At 46.4% G+C, this 18,097-nt stretch carries 17 protein-coding genes; 6 read left to right on the top strand and 11 right to left on the bottom strand.

The genetic code is table 11. From position 1 onward, the window contains the following. Nucleotides 1–48: 48 nt before the first annotated feature. Nucleotides 49–852: a helix-turn-helix domain-containing protein gene (locus MHI55_RS30155; RefSeq protein ID WP_340388033.1), complete on the bottom strand. Its 804-nt coding sequence runs from the start codon at nt 850–852 to the stop codon at nt 49–51. A gap of 117 nt (nt 853–969) precedes the next feature. Here MHI55_RS30155 and MHI55_RS30160 point away from each other — a divergent pair, with 117 nt between their 5' ends. Then, the gene (locus MHI55_RS30160; RefSeq protein ID WP_340388035.1) at nt 970–2,193 is read left to right on the top strand and encodes an MFS transporter; all 1,224 of its coding nucleotides are present in this window, start codon (nt 970–972) and stop codon (nt 2,191–2,193) included. A gap of 78 nt (nt 2,194–2,271) precedes the next feature. Further along, nucleotides 2,272–3,054: an ABC transporter ATP-binding protein gene (locus MHI55_RS30165; RefSeq protein WP_307415615.1), complete on the top strand. Its 783-nt coding sequence runs from the start codon at nt 2,272–2,274 to the stop codon at nt 3,052–3,054. Between the two features lie 199 nt (nt 3,055–3,253). Here the strand turns inward: MHI55_RS30165 and MHI55_RS30170 are convergent, their stop codons facing one another. The 5 genes from MHI55_RS30170 to MHI55_RS30190 all read right to left on the bottom strand — a co-directional run bounded on the left by MHI55_RS30170 (nt 3,254) and on the right by MHI55_RS30190 (nt 8,242). Next, nucleotides 3,254–3,982 carry a class I SAM-dependent methyltransferase gene (locus tag MHI55_RS30170; RefSeq protein ID WP_340388037.1) on the bottom strand — a complete coding sequence of 243 codons (729 nt, stop codon included), beginning with the start codon at nt 3,980–3,982 and terminating at the stop codon, nt 3,254–3,256. Nucleotides 3,983–4,135: 153 nt separating this feature from the next. Beyond that, nucleotides 4,136–5,431: a glycosyltransferase gene (locus MHI55_RS30175; protein ID WP_340388039.1), complete on the bottom strand. Its 1,296-nt coding sequence runs from the start codon at nt 5,429–5,431 to the stop codon at nt 4,136–4,138. 155 nt (nt 5,432–5,586) lie between these two features. Beyond that, nucleotides 5,587–6,462 carry a diguanylate cyclase gene (locus MHI55_RS30180; RefSeq protein ID WP_340388041.1) on the bottom strand — a complete coding sequence of 292 codons (876 nt, stop codon included), beginning with the start codon at nt 6,460–6,462 and terminating at the stop codon, nt 5,587–5,589. A 128-nt stretch (nt 6,463–6,590) separates the two neighbouring features. After that, nucleotides 6,591–7,700, bottom strand: a complete 1,110-nt coding sequence (locus tag MHI55_RS30185; protein ID WP_340388043.1) for a glycosyl hydrolase family 8 — start codon at nt 7,698–7,700, stop codon at nt 6,591–6,593. A 101-nt stretch (nt 7,701–7,801) separates the two neighbouring features. Further along, a complete protein-coding gene (locus MHI55_RS30190) occupies nt 7,802–8,242 on the bottom strand; it encodes a MarR family transcriptional regulator (RefSeq protein ID WP_256720070.1) in 441 nt (146 codons plus the stop codon). Between the two features lie 223 nt (nt 8,243–8,465). On the opposite strand from MHI55_RS30190, the gene MHI55_RS30195 reads away from it, so the two are divergent. Next, nucleotides 8,466–8,906: a GNAT family N-acetyltransferase gene (locus MHI55_RS30195; RefSeq protein ID WP_340388045.1), complete on the top strand. Its 441-nt coding sequence runs from the start codon at nt 8,466–8,468 to the stop codon at nt 8,904–8,906. Nucleotides 8,907–9,074: 168 nt separating this feature from the next. Here MHI55_RS30195 and rlmN read toward each other — a convergent pair whose 3' ends face one another. The 3 genes from rlmN to greA form a co-directional block, all read right to left on the bottom strand. Then, the gene (gene rlmN, locus MHI55_RS30200) at nt 9,075–10,169 is read right to left on the bottom strand and encodes a 23S rRNA (adenine(2503)-C(2))-methyltransferase RlmN (protein ID WP_340388047.1); all 1,095 of its coding nucleotides are present in this window, start codon (nt 10,167–10,169) and stop codon (nt 9,075–9,077) included. A 179-nt stretch (nt 10,170–10,348) separates the two neighbouring features. Then, nucleotides 10,349–11,704, bottom strand: a complete 1,356-nt coding sequence (locus MHI55_RS30205) for a sodium-dependent transporter (protein ID WP_076329216.1) — start codon at nt 11,702–11,704, stop codon at nt 10,349–10,351. A gap of 283 nt (nt 11,705–11,987) precedes the next feature. After that, a complete protein-coding gene (gene greA / locus MHI55_RS30210; protein ID WP_036612258.1) occupies nt 11,988–12,464 on the bottom strand; it encodes a transcription elongation factor GreA in 477 nt (158 codons plus the stop codon). Nucleotides 12,465–12,754: 290 nt separating this feature from the next. On the opposite strand from greA, the gene MHI55_RS30215 reads away from it, so the two are divergent. Together MHI55_RS30215 and MHI55_RS30220 are read left to right on the top strand one after the other, a co-directional pair. Then, the gene (locus MHI55_RS30215; protein ID WP_340388049.1) at nt 12,755–13,627 is read left to right on the top strand and encodes an arylamine N-acetyltransferase; all 873 of its coding nucleotides are present in this window, start codon (nt 12,755–12,757) and stop codon (nt 13,625–13,627) included. 160 nt (nt 13,628–13,787) lie between these two features. Beyond that, the gene (locus tag MHI55_RS30220) at nt 13,788–14,474 is read left to right on the top strand and encodes a 4'-phosphopantetheinyl transferase superfamily protein (RefSeq protein ID WP_339190623.1); all 687 of its coding nucleotides are present in this window, start codon (nt 13,788–13,790) and stop codon (nt 14,472–14,474) included. Between the two features lie 177 nt (nt 14,475–14,651). On the opposite strand, the gene MHI55_RS30225 is transcribed toward MHI55_RS30220, so the two are convergent. Further along, nucleotides 14,652–15,398 carry a Bax inhibitor-1/YccA family protein gene (locus MHI55_RS30225; protein WP_036612268.1) on the bottom strand — a complete coding sequence of 249 codons (747 nt, stop codon included), beginning with the start codon at nt 15,396–15,398 and terminating at the stop codon, nt 14,652–14,654. Nucleotides 15,399–15,606: 208 nt separating this feature from the next. Beyond that, complete coding sequence (locus MHI55_RS30230) at nt 15,607–15,963, bottom strand: nucleotide excision repair endonuclease (protein WP_036612270.1); 357 nt, start codon at nt 15,961–15,963, stop codon at nt 15,607–15,609. Between the two features lie 673 nt (nt 15,964–16,636). Between MHI55_RS30230 and MHI55_RS30235 the strand changes: the two genes are divergently transcribed. After that, nucleotides 16,637–18,088: a PLP-dependent aminotransferase family protein gene (locus MHI55_RS30235; protein ID WP_340388051.1), complete on the top strand. Its 1,452-nt coding sequence runs from the start codon at nt 16,637–16,639 to the stop codon at nt 18,086–18,088. The last annotated feature ends 9 nt before the right edge of the window (nt 18,089–18,097 follow it).

Consider the following 18,097-nt stretch of genomic DNA (forward strand, 5'->3'; position numbering starts at 1 on the left):
GTAACGTACTAAATACAGTCTCGCATGCGCGAGACTGCCCGTTAAAATCTACACATGATTCCGATATTCCATCGGTGTCATAACATACACTCGCTGAAAGGCTCTGTAAAACTGACTGACGCTGGAAAATCCCAGTTCATAACTGATTGTGGTTACTGAATCCGTTGTATGGCGAAGCCTCTTGGACGCTTCTTCTACGCGCAAATTCAGCAGATATTGATACGGTGTTGTTCCCGTAAGAGCCTTGAAAGAACGCATAAAATGATATCGGCTCTGATGTGCAACCATCGCCATCGAATCAATATCCATTGGGCCTGTATAGGCACTGTGAATGTAATCCAACACTCGTTGGAGATGAGGATCAATGAATGTACCGGGATTTACAGTCCTTTTTCCATTTTCCTGCCCCGTCAACATACGTCTTAGATACGTCTCGATCGCCATTTCTGTTTCCTGCACTTGTAGCATTTCGGGCACATCATCTAACAAAATGGAATTCCAGCCTCGAAACAGACTGCTGATCTCAGCAGGATCAAAATTCTGGATAGGTCGAAACTCAGCTCGCCCCCCTCTTGACTCCACACCTTCGAAACTGCCTAATGGCGGTTTACGGAACTTGATCACAATGACAGCCGAATCCGACCCTATCTCAAAATAATGCTCAGTCTGGGGATGAGCAATAATCCCTATGCCTGCTTTTAGCGGGTATGCATGCCGTTCCTGTACCAGATGACATTGACCTCTGACCGGCAGCGTTAACTGATACCAGTCGTCATGTACATGCGGCTCATTCGCAAACCCTCCGGTAGCTTTCCATAATTCCAACCCATTTAGCGTCATGTTTAATTCCATCGTTTGCTCACCTGCTGACATTATAGCAAATCGTGCTCACTTTCCAAGCACTTTTCACAAAGACATGATCTGCCCCCATCTTTTATCATTGAAAAAAATAATTCGAGGTGATCTCCCATGGCTCAGGCCACTTTAAGCAAAATGCAAATCAACTCCTCCGCCAATTGGGCACTTGCCGGAGTCAGCTTCGCCCATCTGCTGAATGATGCGATGCAGACAGTGGTTCCGTCTGCTTTCCCGTTATTCCAGCAGACCATGCAGCTCAGTTTCGCCCAGATGGGCTGGATTGCCTTCACCCTGAATATTACCGCATCCGTCCTTCAGCCACTGGTCGGTTATATGTCAGACCGCAAGCCCATGCCGATCCTGCTTCCCGGAGGCATGTTATTCTCCCTGATTGGTGTTCTCGGCTTAGCCTTGTCTTCCGAGTTATGGATGTTGCTTGTTTCGGCAGCATTGATTGGCATAGGCTCATCCATCCTCCACCCCGAATCCTCACGCGTGGCTCATATGGCAGCCGGCCGTGGACGCGGAATGGCGCAGTCAATCTTCCAGGTGGGAGGCAACACAGGACAGGCCATTGCTCCATTACTGGTCGCCTTCATCCTGCTGCCACATGGACAGCGAAGTTTTCTATGGCTGATGGGTTTTGCCCTGATCGGCATCTTCATTCAGTCTTTGGTCAGTCGTTGGTACAGAGACAAGCTTGCCGAGACTCGCATTCGTCAGCAACGCCCTCTAAAATCAAGCGGCGCAGAGCCAGCAGCTCGGCCTGTAAGCCGGGGATTCATCGCTTTCACAATGGGAATTCTCATCCTGCTGCTGTTCTCCAAATTCGTATATATTGCTGGTATGACCGGGTATTACGCATTCTATTACGCCGATGCGTATGACTTGCCTCTCTCCCAGGCACAGATCTGTCTGTTTATTTTGCAATTTGCAGGCATGGTCGGAACCTTGCTCGGCGGCCCACTCGCTGACCGTTACGGACGCAAACCGATGATCTGGTTCTCCATTGCAGGCACTGCACCGTTTTCCCTGTTGCTACCTTATGCGGGCCCCGTCTTGTCCATGGTCTTGTGCGGAATGATTGGACTCATCCTGATGTCCGGCTTCAGCGTCATCATTGTTTATGCACAGGAATTGCTTCCTCGTCATATTGGAACGGTATCCGGATTGTTTTTTGGCCTGTCGTTTGGCATGGCTGGACTTGGCTCGGTTGTGTTAGGTTCCTTAATTGACGTGACCAGCATTGCGTTTGTTATCAAGTTATGTTCGTTTTTGCCACTGCTTGGTGTGTGTGCTGTATTTCTGCGCAAGGACCAACCAAGAACAGCGTGATAACCGTTGAAACCTCACTGATTTTGTGACTACAATACACCTAAGACACTCGAGGATATCAGAAGGAAGGAATAACGCATGATTATTGATGTACAGCATGTTACTTGGAAAAGGGGACCCCTTACCCTACTGAACGATGTGAACTGGCAGGTGAATGACGGTGAACACTGGGCGTTGCTTGGCCTGAATGGCTCCGGCAAAACAACACTCCTGAACATGATCACCGGATATCTCTGGCCGACCGAAGGCAAGATATCCGTGTTAGGCCATGAATATGGTGATGTGGATCTGAGACAGCTTCGCAAATCCATTGGCTGGGTCAGTTCATCTCTGCAAGAGAAATTGCATGGCACAGACCGCACGCAGTATGTCGTGATCAGCGGCAAACACGCCACCATTGGCCTGTATGACAAGCTGTCAGATGATGATCTGGATCAGGCACAGGAATTGATGCAAACGCTGGGTTGTCAGCACCTGTGGGATCGCGAATATCGTACCTGCTCTCAAGGCGAGAAACAGAAACTTCTCATTGCCCGAGCACTGATGGCCAATCCGCGCGTACTCATTCTGGACGAGCCTTGCAATGGACTGGATCTGTTCTCAAGAGAGCGACTGCTGGATAGCATCCGTGAATTATCACAGCGTCCAGATACCCCGTCACTCATCTATGTCACCCATCATACCGAGGAAATATTGCCTGTCTTTAGTCACAGCCTCCTGCTTCGCCGGGGTGAAATAGTCCATAGCGGATTAACTAACAATCTGATGAACACCGAAGTGCTGAGCAACTTTTTCGAGGCACCTGTTGAAGTGGATCGGCACGGAGAACGTGTCTATGTCAGAGCAGCGGCGGATTCATAATTGCGGGGTTATACACAGCAAACGTAACATAGGTGAAGAAACTTAACAGTAAAAGCCCAATATCTTATCCACATGTGGATAGATTTTGGGCTTTTAACTGCTATATCTAGTGTTATCCACCGTTTTCTGTGTAGAACTTTCTAATTTATGAGTATAACTTTACGGTTTCATCTATATATCTATACGTTTTACCACTATCCTATTTCCGCACGCCTAAAAACAGAAATAGCGGAATGCGTTGCCTGCGCAGATAGGTTTCCTCGTTTACAAAATAAGCACGTTGTGGTGCCGACTCGCGTAAATGCTCTACACGGAACCCTGCACGCTGCAATGCCATAAAGTATGATTCAATGGAACGATGCATCTTTTTCACAGAACCGCCCATCCACTGCTGCTCCCGATATCCTTCTACAAAATACTGATCAACCACCCAATCCGTTCGCGTCCCGGAAGGTTGCAGTGTGGACGTGATCACAGGATGTTCTACCGAGAATACAAATGTCCCGTTCTCTTTCAAAGTATTGTATATGTTGCGGAACAGGCTCTCCACATCTTCAATATAGTGAACAGCCAGTCTTGATATAACCAGATCGTACGCTCCGGCCGGGTAGGTCCAGTCTTCCATGAACGCTTGCTCAATCCGGGCATTCAATCCTTTTACCGATTCGTTAGCTGCCTGAATCATATTCACAGAACCTTCAATTCCCGTATACGTCGCACCTTCGCGCTCCCGACTCAGCAATTCTGCGGCGAACCTTGCATCTCCACAACCAAGGTCCAGTATGTTCTTGCCGGCAACATCTCCAATCAACTCCAGCATCACCGGCTTCTCCAATGTATCATTGGCATTCTCCTGCCACTGGCGACGTTCCATATACTTCTCAAAGTTCGCCTGATCATCGTAAAAGTCCGATCCTCTGTCCTTCATTCCGTGACCCTCCATTTCGGATAAGCATACTTCCTATTTACAGCCTGTAAGAGTATACAGAATATGGATGTGTCTGGCTATAACAAAAAGGCTGTTGTCTGGAGTTATCCAGCAAACAGCCTTTCTGCCTTACACTTCTACAATTTTAGTCGCTTAGCCAAAACGTTCTGTTTTGTACCATTTGCTTTCGCGTTTCCGAATCTTGTCCATAATCAAGGAGTAAAAAGCCTTGATCGAGATCAGGATGAACAGCTGTGCATACGTGAAATAGGATACGCAGGCATAGATGAAATTACGGGTATTGCTCTGTCCAATATCTGCGGCAAGTGCCAAATTGATCTGTAACACATAAATAAAGTACATGAGTGCCCAACCAATGACCAGGAACACATACGCATCGCCGGCAAACTGGAACGGTGAACTTACCTCTGGTTTAAATATGGCAATGACCCGATAGACCAGATTCACGAGAAATATAATATCCGATACAATGATCGCAAGCATAAACCAGAAATAACTGACGGCATAATAGATGACCAGCAACTTATTACGCCAACTGGAACGGTTAAACAGGTTATGGATATTATCCAGTACCACCTGGTAGTTCCCCTTGGCCCAGCGTTCGCGCTGCTTCATGTACACACTAAGCTGTTCCGGCTCCTGCTGATAAGCTTCCGCTTGCGGCGCAAGTGCCACAAACTGTCCGCGATTCAAAATCTCAAATGATAACGCCGTATCTTCTGTAATAGCTGTCACATCCCAGCCGCCAATCTCCCGGATCAACTCGGTTTTAATAATGTAATTCGTCCCCGGGATGGAACCAAGCTGGAACAATTCCCACAGACCCGTGTGATACACACGTTGCGAAGTAATGATCTCCAGATTGATGCATTTGGAGAGGAAATTCTGACCTCTGTTGCGTGCTTTGTTTCTGCCAAAAACCACGCCATATTGTTCAGGATTCTCAAGCGATTTTTGGGTCAAAAACATTAATGCATTCCGTTCAGGTGCGGCATCTGCATCGAAGATACAGATCCAATCACCTGTGGCTATGTCCAGTCCGTCATTTAATGCCCCGGACTTGCCACCTGTTCCTTTACGCTCCATTACTGTTACATTGCGATGCATATAACTGGTCTGACTGAGGAATGATCTCAGCTTCTCTGCGGTATCATCTGTACAGTTATCCGCGATCACGATGACCTGAACTTTATCCTCCGGATAATTCAGGCGCAGGATGTGCTCTACTGTCGCAACAATGACCAGACCCTCGTTATGCGCAGGTACCATGACCGTGACTGTTGGATAATGATCCATATCTTCAGGGATCTGAATGCCTTTTTTGTCCTGTTTATTAATAAAACGAATCGCACCTGCCATAATAACAATCGACTCGAATACGGCAATCCAGATACTAAATATGGATAATATTAATATAAAATCAGCCACTTACTTTCCTCCGATCATACTTGCGAATAACTTTCGACCGAAAGCGAAGGGTTGCAATTGTTAACCAAATCGTGAATACCGCAAATAAAGAACTGACGGCGATACAGATCGGGATGAACCAGGACATATAGTCCACAGCGCCTCTCTCCTTCCCGTTATATATATTCTCCGATGAGATCGGTCTCTGTGTTTCGTTCAAGGGCAGCAATAACCGCGTCAATGTCCTCGTACTTGCTGAATTGCTCCTTTTGGAATACCAGAGCACCAGAGCGTATCACCGTTTGCAGCTCATTTCCCTTTTTATCGATAATATGAAGATCCATGATGGCCTTTTTGATCCGCTGTGTAAGAAGTGGAAGATATTCCACATTCACCATAGGACATATGATGACAAATCGCCCACGATCCACGAAAAATTTATAGTCCTCATACCGAATCTGCTTCTGAATCGTACCCGAGATTTCAAGCAGGAACTGTGCATACCGGACAGAACCGAGGGATTCCATCACCAGTGGCAAAAATTCAATCTTGAACATGGCAATGCTGAATCCATACTTTTCGGAGTACCGACGCGCAAGGTTACTATGTTTGATTAACGTATCTGCCAGCGCTCCCTTATTACCAAGCGTGGTATCCAGATCGATTTCCGGGTTACGGTCCTGCATATCCTGGAGACGTTCCACTACACGTGCACTGCGCAGCAGACTTGCCTTGATGAACGCAGCCACGGCAACGTTGGCAGGGATGAGCAACCACCAGGAGAACACAAGCACATTTGCATCAGCATAAGTAACAAGCCACACAAAATAAGAAACCAGATATACAAACCCCGTCACGACGGATACACCAACAGGCAGAAAAAGACCAAAAACCAAGGCACCCAGCGACACGATACTAAAAATCAAATCCCCTGTAGTGTAGCTCTGATCCATGTACACTTTAAGATAAATCATCAGTTGCTGCACGAGGGCTAGTCCAATTAAAAGGGCATATCCCCACGCAATACGGCGGGTAGGTGCTTTATTCCTCATAGATCCTTCTCTCCGTTGAAATTATAGGACGCTTGTTCAACCTCACTTCTTTTATATCACAACAATTTATGACATGTTTAGACAAAGCTATGCTAACACATTGCAGAATTCACTAAATGACAAAATCCTTACTTTTTAATATTTTTCTGTAAATTAACTTCTCCCAACAAAGGAAAAAGATTATCAAACAGATGTGTGTTACCGTCAAATACATATCCACCTGGATAACGAGAGTCCTGACCACGCAACGTAGTCATATGGTTATACAACTGTTTGGCCCATTTTGGATCACCTGAACGAACGGCGAGTAAAATGGCAAGGCCATATACCGAGGAAGATTCATAAGATACCGCAGGTGTGCGTGATTCTCGCTTATACTGTCCGGGCAGCTGATGCCGGGTGTTGAACTCTTTTTTCAAAAAAGAAATGAGCTTGTCCGGTTTGCGGTCGGTCACGGTTAGATGATTCGCCACGATCAACTGGTCGATCAGATTCACCGTATCATCATACGTAAATTTTTTACGGACTACATCGAAGGTCTTCGGATAGAACAATCCATCGTCAGGCATCTTCTTCAGCAAAGCTTCGTACTTGGCATAGGTTCCCGGTTCCACCAACTGATGTTTTTCCATCAATTGAAGAGACGGGAGATCAACATAAACCAGGCTTAATGTATCTGTGGAGTGACCACTCGCAAAATCGTGAAAATCCACATAATATCCTTTATTCTGAACCGATTGCGAAAGTGTACGGGAAATATCCGAAGCTGTTTCCAGTTTGGCTTCTCTTCCTTGTTCCCATTGATCTGCTGCCTTTAATAAAGCACCGACAATTCGAAAATCATCGCCAAGCGCATTGGTGGTCACTTGAGATTTACCTTCGGCATCCAGCTTCCAGGCAATATATTTTTGCGGCATGAGGAAATAGGTGGTCAGCAGTTCATAGCTTTCCTCGAATAACGCCTGATCATTCTTGGCTACAGCATATTGCATCCAAAGACCAAGTGACTCAGATAAAGCCTCTCTGCCTGCTACGATGTCCGCTCTCTCTGAGGTAGCATCTTGCAAATAGGTCGCAATTGTACCATTAGGATTAGTCATATGATCTTGAACAAAGGATACCGTAGGAGATGATTCATTCATCACAAACCGCTCCTTCACAAAAATAGTTAACGCTGCCGTGATACTGACTGCCAATATGATCCACCACGTTAGCCTTTTCCGGTTTACCCGTCTCATGACGCCCTCCTGTACTGATGCTTCTCTGGCATAATGGCTCTTCTCCTTTGGATAGGTTCGGTTAGAGTCTGGGATGCAGGGGTCAAGAATCGTTCCTCTGTTCATTCCGAAATATCCATGTAGGGTCGCCGTCCACCCTTTTTGACAAATTTCCAGTCCACCTCGATATTATGTCGCATTCGACGGAGAAGCATGACCGCGGTCTCGATCTCTTCCTCCGTCAGACCATCCAGAGTCACCTGATCCGAATGCACGCCCTCTTTACGAATGAATTCCCATGCTTCAAGCCCAGCTTTGGTGGGATACAACACCTTATTCTTTTTATTACCCATTGCTGGCTGTTTAATAATGAACCCATCGGATTCGAGTTTGCTAATAGCTCTGGCCGCCGTCGTGCGATCCACTTTGATCAGTTCAGCAAGCTGATTCGGAATAATGCCCGGATTCTCACAGATTCGATACAGATATAGATATTGTCCACGGGACAGGTTCAGATGCTGAAACTCAACATTACTGATTGAATCCAGACAGCGGGCAATCATACCAATTTCACGCAGCACTTCTTTTTTCTCAGTCAACACACTCACGCCCCTATAAAATTGTTGCATTCGCAACATAATTGATGGTATAACTACAGTTGAATTAGTTTCAATTTTAAACAATAGCTCAAACCGTATATATGGAACGAAAATCGTTCCATATTCCTGTTATGTACCAGTTTATCACGTCAGGATAACATTACGATCACCCAAAGGAGAAACATTCATGAATACAACGATTGTTGAAGTTAATAATCAGGAATTGCTCGATGCCTGCTTCGCCATTCGTACGGCTATTTTCGTCGAAGAACAAGGCGTATCCGCAGCGGACGAATTCGATGCTTATGATACATTAGACGCGGAGGTGCGCCACATTCTGCTCTACGTAGACGGTGTACCTGCTGCTTCCTCCAGACTGCGCATTGTGGAACAGGTCGCCAAATTGGAACGGATCTGTGTCATGCTTGATTACCGCAAACACGGCCTGGGCCGTGTGCTGATCGACAAACTGGAGCAGATGGCTGTTGCTGATGGTCTTGAGAAAGCCAAACTGCACGCACAGGTACAAGCTTCCGGGTTCTACGAACGTCTCGGATATGCACCCGCGTCGGAAGTATTTATGGAAGACGGCATTCCCCATCTGCTAATGACCAAAAAACTGAAATAATGAAACTCCAAAAAACGCCTCCGTTATCACTTCTCAGTGATTACAGAGGCGTTTTGCATTCAGGCAACGCATTTGCGAACCCAACAACGGTAGGTGGCACGTACAAAGTACAGGCACTGATTATAACAACCAAGTATCCTAACTTACTTGCCAGATCCGCGTTGTATCTTATCCCAGTGCCAGACGGCCTGGCTCGGATTCGGCAGCGTTGTTCTTCATTTGTTTACTGCGCAACTGTCCGCAGGCAGCATCGATATCCGTACCATGTTCCATACGTACAGTGGAGTTGATGTTGCTCTTTTTGAGCGTATCATAGAAGCCCAGAATCGACTCTTCTGTACTCCGTTGATACTGACTGTGCTCATCCACCGGGTTGTATGGAATCAGATTCACACTGACCATACTTCTGCGACTGGACAACAGTTCAGCGAGCTCCGCGGCATGCTCACGTTGATCGTTAACATCACGTAGCAAGATGTACTCAAACATGATGCGTTTGTTCGTTTTAGCCAGATAATAATCCACCGCATCCATCAATTGCTCAATCGGGAAAGCCCGGTTGATCTTCATGATGTGTGTACGCAGTTCATTATTCGGTGCATGCAGAGAGATCGCCAGGTTAACCTGCAGACTGCTGTCTGCAAATTCCTTGATTTTGTCCGGAAGGCCACTCGTGGACACAGTAATCCGTTTGGCGGCAAGTGCCAGTCCTTTGCGATCCTTGATGACTTCGATGAAATCACTCATGTGTTGGAAGTTGTCAAATGGTTCGCCAATCCCCATGACAACCACGTTGGTTACCCGCTCGTCTTGACCCGCTGCATCCAGATGTCGCTGCACATGCATAATCTGTTCCACAATCTCTCCAGCGGTCAGGTCCCGGCTCTTCTTGATCAGACCGCTCGCACAGAAGCTACAGCCAATATTACAGCCCACTTGTGTGGTTACACAGACGGTAAGTCCGTATTTCTGTCGCATCAATACTGTCTCAATCAGGTTGCCGTCCTGCATCCGAAGCAGAAACTTCACGGTACCATCTGCCGATTCCTGCTTCACATGTTCGCTCAGCGAGTTCATTGTGAAGTGCTCTGAAAGAACATCCAGACATTCCTGACGGACATCGGACATCGCGGGGAAATCGTGCACACGCTCTTGATATAACCATTCCCAGATCCGGGATGCACGGGATTTTTTCTGCCCATGCTCCGGCAGCCAGGAACGTAATTGCTCTAATGTTAATCCATATATGGATGATTTGTTCATTGTATAATCCTCTTTTCGCAAAAAAGCATATGGCTTATCGGTCCTACCCAAAAAACCTCTACTCCGTATTGTCCCAAAATTGACGAGGGAAAACAAGGGCTTTTGCATTTCTTCCAAGAGGTTTTATCCATGGTAAATCTGCACAACAGACCATATTTCACCCTATCGGGTCTTCACCATTAGAAGTGAATGATACCGGATGTGTGCAGTAGAACCAGCAGAACCAGGATCGGAGCTACGTAACGCAGCATGAACAGCCACACCCGGAACCATCCGGAACGCAGGCCGGAAGCTTCCGCAGCCGTTTTCCAGAAGTATCCGGCAAAAATCGTTACAAGCAGTCCACCGACAGGCAACAGGATGTTGGATGCTACAAAGTCCATCCAGTCGAACACACTCTTCGATCCAATCGTCCATTCAGGCAGCAAGCCGAGCGACAATACCGAAGGAAGTCCCACGATGAAGACCGCTAGTGATATAACCCATACCGCACGACTTCGGCTCCAGGACAAACGTTCCATGAAATATTTCACCGGAACTTCCAGCAAGGATACTGCTGACGTTAATGCCGCAATAGCCAGCAGGATGAAGAACAGTCCACCAAACAAGAAACCAAGTGGCATTGCCGAGAAGGCCGCCGGAAGTGCCACAAAGATCAGTGACGGTCCTTGGTCCGGTGCAATACCAAACGAGAATGTTGTTGGGAAGATGATCAGACCCGCAATGAATGCATAGATCAGGTCACCTGCACCAACGGCGACGGTTGCCGCACCGAGGGATTGATTTTTATCCACATACGAACCGTAGGTTACAAGAATACCCATCCCCAGTGACAGGGAGAAGAAGGCATGTCCAAGCGCCACCAGTGCAGATTCCGTTGTAAGCTGCGAGAAGTCCGGATTCAGGAAGAAGGAGACACCTGCGCCTGCACCCGGTAATGTAACCGCACGGATCATCAGGATAATAAGCAGTACAAGCATAGCTGGAATCAGAACTTTGTTGAATTTCTCGATTCCGTTGGATACCCCTTTGGCTACAATCCAGCCTGTAATGAGGACCGCGACCAGTTGCCATACAATCGGCATATAACCACCTATGAAGGAATCGAACTGTCCGGCATAATCCGGATTGTTGAACAGTGTTCCACTGAATGACGTAATTGCATATTGGAGGGTCCACCCTGCAATAATGACATAAAAAGAAAGGATGATAAAAGGCGTCAGTACTTGCAGCAATCCGGCTGCGAGCCAACCTTTATGTCCACCTGCTTTGATAAAAGCCGTAGCTGCACTACCTCTGCCACTGCGACCAATCGCAAGTTCCGCCAGTAGCACCGGCAGACCAATCAGCAGCAAACAAACGATGAAGAGCAGGAAAAACGCAGCTCCTCCGTTTTCACCCGTAATGTATGGGAATTTCCACATGTTGCCCAGACCAACCGAACTACCAATGGCCGCCAGGATAAATCCAGCTTGAGAGAAACGTTCTCCTTTGCCAGCGTTGTCTTGATCTAGATTAGGCTTACTAAAATTCATCGTATCTACTCCATCACTTTAAAGTTTTCCCGTAATTATATACTACTCACCTTGTCAGGTCATTCGAAATCCGAAATTTGTCGAATTGTTATTTTTTTACATATAAAACATACGGAAATCTTCATCTCATAAGTTCCTTAAACACAGTATGTGATAAAGTCCGTTAGTCCAACCGTATGAAGTTTCAACAAATCCGTATTCCCAACTGTTCAAAGCCCAATAGAATCAAAAAGAGGTGTCCCCTCAGCCATTTGGATGACTGCGGAGCACCTCTCTTTTTGAATTACACTTTAATTTGAAGTAACTCGTACTTGATAACGCCCATCGGAGCATTGACATGAATGACGCTGCCCACTTCTTTGCCCATTATCTCCTTGCCCAGCGGGCTCTCGTACGAAATTTTATTATCCGCAACATCGGCCTCGGCAGGACCAACCACTTTATATTCAATCTTCTCGGCGAACTCAATGTCATTAAGCAACACCGTCGATCCAATGCTCACTTTGTTGGAGTCTATATTGTCTGAAGAGATGACTCTTGCTTTTGTCAGCATCTTCTCCAAGATCAAAATTCGGGTCTCCATAAAGGCCTGATCATCTTTGGCTGAATGATACTCACTATTTTCCTTCAGGTCACCGTAACTGATTGCGAGTTTCAGACGAGCTGCCAATTCCTTACGCTTCACCGTCTTCAAATCCTTCAGTTCGTCCTCCAGCTTTTCCAAGCCTTCCTGTGTCAAAATCACTTCATCATTAGCCATTTTTCCATCTCCTAATCCTGCTATCTATCTATATTCTAACCTATATCCACTCCAAAGGGTTAGCATACCCCGGAAAAAGAAATAGCTCATCCATATATTGTATTTCAATGAAATCAGAACCATGTCCATCTCTTGAGAAGAATTTCAAGGCTTTGTTCAATAATTGTACCGTTACAATCTGCTCAACTGATGATGTTGTTTTCATCCGTTCACTTTTACAATGAACTCAGGGCAGCAGAAGTTTATAAAAATTTGGGCTGCAGCCCACTATATGACGTGAGGTGATCTGAATGACTGAACTATTGAATACAGCTGAAATACAGGCCTATCTGAAATGGATCGGCATAGATGATATAAAGGAACCTACACTGGAATTCTTATTTGAACTCCAGCGAGCACATGTACAATATTTATCTTGGCAAACGGTCGATATTTTTGCAGGTCGTCCTGCGGAAATCAGTCTTCAAGATTCAATTCAGCTTATATTACAGGGACGTAGCGGCTACTGCTTTCATCTAAATGGTGCATTTAGTGTTCTTCTCCGCTCGCTGGGTTATACGGTTGATTGGCATCGCGGGGGAGTACAGCCTCATGGGGAACAACCCCGTGTGAACTCATTCCATCTCGGTCTATCTGTGCTTCTGCCAGATGCTGACCCGACAGTTGAACGCTGGATTGTAGATGTAGGTCTCGGCGGAATGCCCTTTGAACCTCTGCCACTTCGTTATGGAACCTATGGTTCAGCTCCGTTCACGTACCAATTGATGCCATCATCTGTTGTGGCTGGGGGATGGCGGCTTGAGTACGAGCCGAATGGGCCAAGTGAAGGTGTGGACTATGCTCCTGAAGCAATTACCAGCCTGGAAGAGTTCATTCCCAAACATGAATTCTACAGTCGGGCAGTCGAATCACCTTGGCATAACGTATTTTTGCTTCGTCAGCGGAATGAGATCCGCAGTCATGAACTACGTGGATGTATGCTTCGAACACATGATATGGAAGGAATCCGGAAAAAGGAGATCCGGAATTATACCGAGTGGCGTAACGTATTAACTGAAATATTCTATGAACCCTTGGTGAATTACAACGAACTGGAATGCCAAGATATGTGGGAGCGAGTGCAGTCTGCGCATACAGAATGGAAACGAGTACAGGAAGCATGATGAAGAAGATGCACAACCTGAGGCCTTAACATAAAAAGCGAGACAACCGGCTTGCTTTTTAGGGGCATCCGTATAGTGATGATTTGGGAGGAAGAGTTGAGGGCCCATTCCATATGAAGGAAAGTTACTGATCCACGCCGAATATGTCCTCAGGTGATTAATGATGATAACTATTCGTGTACTCCAAGTTCCAGAAGTATTGCCCGAGGCGAACTGGAACCAATTGCTGTCGCAAGTTTCTGCGGAGCGACGTGCTCAAGCTTCGCGTTTTGTGCATCAGGCTGACGCGTATCGTTCCGTGCTGGGAGAGATATTGACCCGTGTGACTTTGAGCAAGTTAACTGGACTGAGACCTGCTGAGCTTTCTTTTACCCGTAATTCCTACGGCAAACCTTCGCTCAGTCACCATTCGGATGTACAATTCAACGTCTCCCATTCTGGTGATTGGATTGCTCTGATCTCCGGCAGTACAGATGAACTGGGCGTGGATGTAGAAAAAATAGCTCCAATTGACATGCAGATTGCAGAGCGTTTCTTCTCTCCTAAGGAGAGCCAGTTCTTGGCCGCCGAGCCTGACGATCGGCGGCTGGAGACCTTCTACCGTCTATGGACGCTGAAGGAAAGTTATATCAAGGCAGTCGGTATGGGCCTGTCCATACCACTGGACTCCTTCGCCATCCTTCCCAGTGAGCGGGAAGATTGGCATTGCAAACAGGCCGGGACATATCTCTTTCTCAGTCAGCGACTGGATGATGGACATATGCTTGCAGCCTGTTCGGCTGGGGGAGAGCTGCCGAGCAAGCCGGAAATCGTAACCTTGGAGGATCTGTATACAGAGTTAGTATAGAGTGGTGCCGGGCCTCAACGAGTTGGAATCAGTTGAGTTTTGTAAGAGGGCGCCATTAAGATAATCCTGCTAATGTTAATCAAAAAAAGCTAACGACGTGAGTATCACGCGTTAGCTTTTTTGGCTTTATAACTTTACATTCACACTACGTTTACGTCTCTTACGAATTGAATAGGACTAATCCCGGCTCCGCAATTTGCCAAGCAGACGGATGATCTCAATGTACAGCCATACCAGCGTTACCATCAATCCAAATGCACCGTACCACTCCATGTACTTGGGCGCACCACGTTCAGCACCACCCTCGATGAAGTCGAAATCAAGGACCAGATTGAGGGCAGCCACAATGACGATAACGACCGAAATACCGATGCCGATCAAGCTGTTATCATGCAGATAAGGAATTGAAATTCCGAAGAAACCCAGTACAAAGCTCAGCAGATACATGATCATGATACCACCAGTTGCAGCAACAACGCCCAACTTGAAGTTCTCCGTAGCTTTGATCAATCTGGTTTTGTATGCCACCAGCAGAGCGATGAATACAGCCATGGTCAACAGAGCCGCCTGCAAGGTAATTCCGTTATACAGTGACTCATAGGTCGCAGAGAGTGCTCCCAGGAACAGTCCTTCTGCCACGGCATAGACGGGTACTAGATACGGTGCCGCTACTGGTTTGAACGAAATCACAAGTGCCAGAATGAAACCAACGATTAATCCACCATAAGCGAGCGGCATCACTTGTTGTCCGTTAAAGAACATCATCCAGGTTGCAAACGCACTGCCCAGCAGGATCACAAGTGTAATAAACGCTTTGTTCACCGTGCCGTTGATTGTCATGTAATTCTGATACCGATCTTCTCCATATCCTCTGTTTTCAAACGTGCTGTCTTTAAGTGTAGGGTTTCCGCTACGACCGATCAACACAATCACCTCTTCATATGTATTTGATATATCTGTGATACTAAGTTTGGGCGTACTACGTTTCAAAATCTACAAGCTACTCCCTCAAAAAGATCGGGATAGCACCAGAAGGAATCGGATGCAATCCTTCGATCACATCCTTACCCACTGGCGCAACACTTAGGACATATGTCCCAGACATTGCATGTTCATGTGCTTTTTAAGCGTCTTATTTGTACAAGACTTTATCTACATTGTATTTCGCACGCATCGTGTTGATGATATACGTCTCGTAAATTTCACGATCTACCGGATCTTCAACCAGGCATACTTCAATCTTCGTTACTTCTTCGCGGTGATTCTTAATTGGTGATACTGTGTCTTCAAAATGCTTTTTGATACGTGGTCTTAATTTTCGTGCTTTCCCGACAAATAACAACTCTCCAGCGGCATTGTAAAACATGAAAATCCCGCCTAGTTCCCGGGTAATCAGGTGAAAATCAGTAAATCCATAAATGTGGCTAAGCTGTGGATCAGCCTGCTTTGTGATGGTTACATCCGGTGTTGGCACGGTAATATTAATCAATAGGCTCACTTCCTCATTATCTATAGGTTTTCATCCTATCACATATTATAAAGGGACACCATTTCAATCTATATGAAGTACAATTCACGCAATTTTCGCTATTACGACAAATATTTCAAAAAAAAGGTTAACTTCCCTGATTCAAAGTGGTACTATAGGGGTATGAGGAAGAAATTGGGCACTGAGACATACGTCTTTATATCTACCTCCGTCTATTGTACCCTATGATTGAAACTCTTTTTCATGCTGAATTCTGTTACGTGATCACGACAAGAGTACAGTTAGCAAGAACCCTAGCTTATAGATTGTGGATTCATCATCTAATCGACCCTTGCAGCAAGCAAACCTAGAAAGACCTAGATTCATGATTCACTGTAGATTATAAGTATCACCTAGAAAGCCTGCAATTATAGTCGTACTGAAGTTAATAGACACACGTAGAAGGTCAGATAGCTATCGATCCTAGAGAGACTAGTCATGCAATACAACTGTAGAAATTATAGCAGCAGTACTATAGAAAATGGATCAAGTTTCACCACCAGGCCCCGGCATACTGCCAGGGCTTTTTTGCGTTTGTGCGAACAACCAACCACACACTCAGGGAAACAGAGGTATCGTGGTTCTTTCTGCGGGGTTTATAATATGGCAAGATACCAGTAGAGGGAGTGATGGGATGTATTCCGATCTGCAACTGACGGAGGACCGCCCTGTATATATACAAGTCAAAGATTATATGAAGCGATTGATGCTCAAAGGCGGCCTGCAAGCCAAACAAAAACTGCCCTCGACCCGTGAACTCAGTACACTCATGAAGGTTAGTCGCAGCACGGTCCTGCTCGCTTATGCCGAGCTTGAAGATGAAGGTCTGATCTATGCAGTCAAAGGCAAGGGCAATTACGTCAGTGCCTCCATCGAAACACCTGAGGCAGCGGCGAGCTGGGAACTGGACTGGACGACAGAGGTAAGCGAGTATGCAATTCAGGCAGAGCAGTACGATCTGATGAAGCATGGCTCCGGAGCAGAGCGCGGTGAGATATCGTTTACCAGCATAGCACCGGATGAAAAGCTGTTTGATCTGCACAACGTGAAACGGGCTTTTCTGGATCGCATGTCACTTGAGGGCGAAGTACTGCTGAATTACGGATATGCGCAAGGATACAGACCGCTGATGAACTATTTACTACGTTATATGGAGAACAAAGGTGTTGACCTCCGTGGCAAGGACATTCTGATCACCAACGGATTCACGGAAGGTTTCGACCTGGTGCTTGGAGCGTTGCGCAAAAAAAGCGGAAAAGCGCTATGCGAGAATCCAACGCACCACACGGCGATTAAAAATCTAAAATTGCACCAGTTTCAACTGACCGGTGTGAACATGGAGCCGGATGGCCTGGACTTGAAGCAACTGGAACATGAACTTGAGGCAAGTCCATATGATCTGGCATATCTCGTGCCATCTTATCACAATCCAACCGGGATTGTGACGTCCCCTGCGAAACGGGTAGAGATCATCCGGTTGATGAACAAGTATCAGGTACCGATCATTGAAGACGGTTTTAACGAAGAATTGCGATATTCCGGTTCGCATGTCTCTCCCCTGATCGCCAGCATGGGCAAAGGCAATGGACTGGTGTATCTGGGCAGCTTCTCCAAAGTCCTGTTTCCAGGCCTACGAGTTGGTTGGATTATTGCGGATGCGGCGCTGATTGATTATCTGGAGAGTATGAAACGGGCACGCAGCATCCATACCTCCACGCTGGACCAATCATTATTGTATCAATATCTGAGCAACGGTAATTTCGAGAAATATTTGAAGCGTGCTCGCACGGAGTATAAGCGAAAATATGAATTGGTTGTGCGTTGCCTGAAGCAGCATCTGCCAATGTGCCGGATTTCCGGTGCGGGTGGTCTGCATCTGTTCGTGCAGTTCCCGTCCGAATACAGAACCCGTGAACTGCTGGAAGCCTGTAAAGTGAAGGGTGTAACGTTCACACCAGGGGATACCTTTTATCTGGAACCCGGTCAGGGTGTAAACACGATGCGTCTGGGTTTCTCCAGAGTCAGCGATGAGAATATACGTAAAGGCATTCGCATCATTGGCGAGACAGCAGCTCAAATGAGATAAGGAGGATTT

The sequence above is a fragment of the Paenibacillus sp. FSL E2-0151 genome, from assembly GCF_037993015.1.
Classification (GTDB): Bacteria; Bacillota; Bacilli; order Paenibacillales; family Paenibacillaceae; genus Paenibacillus; species Paenibacillus amylolyticus.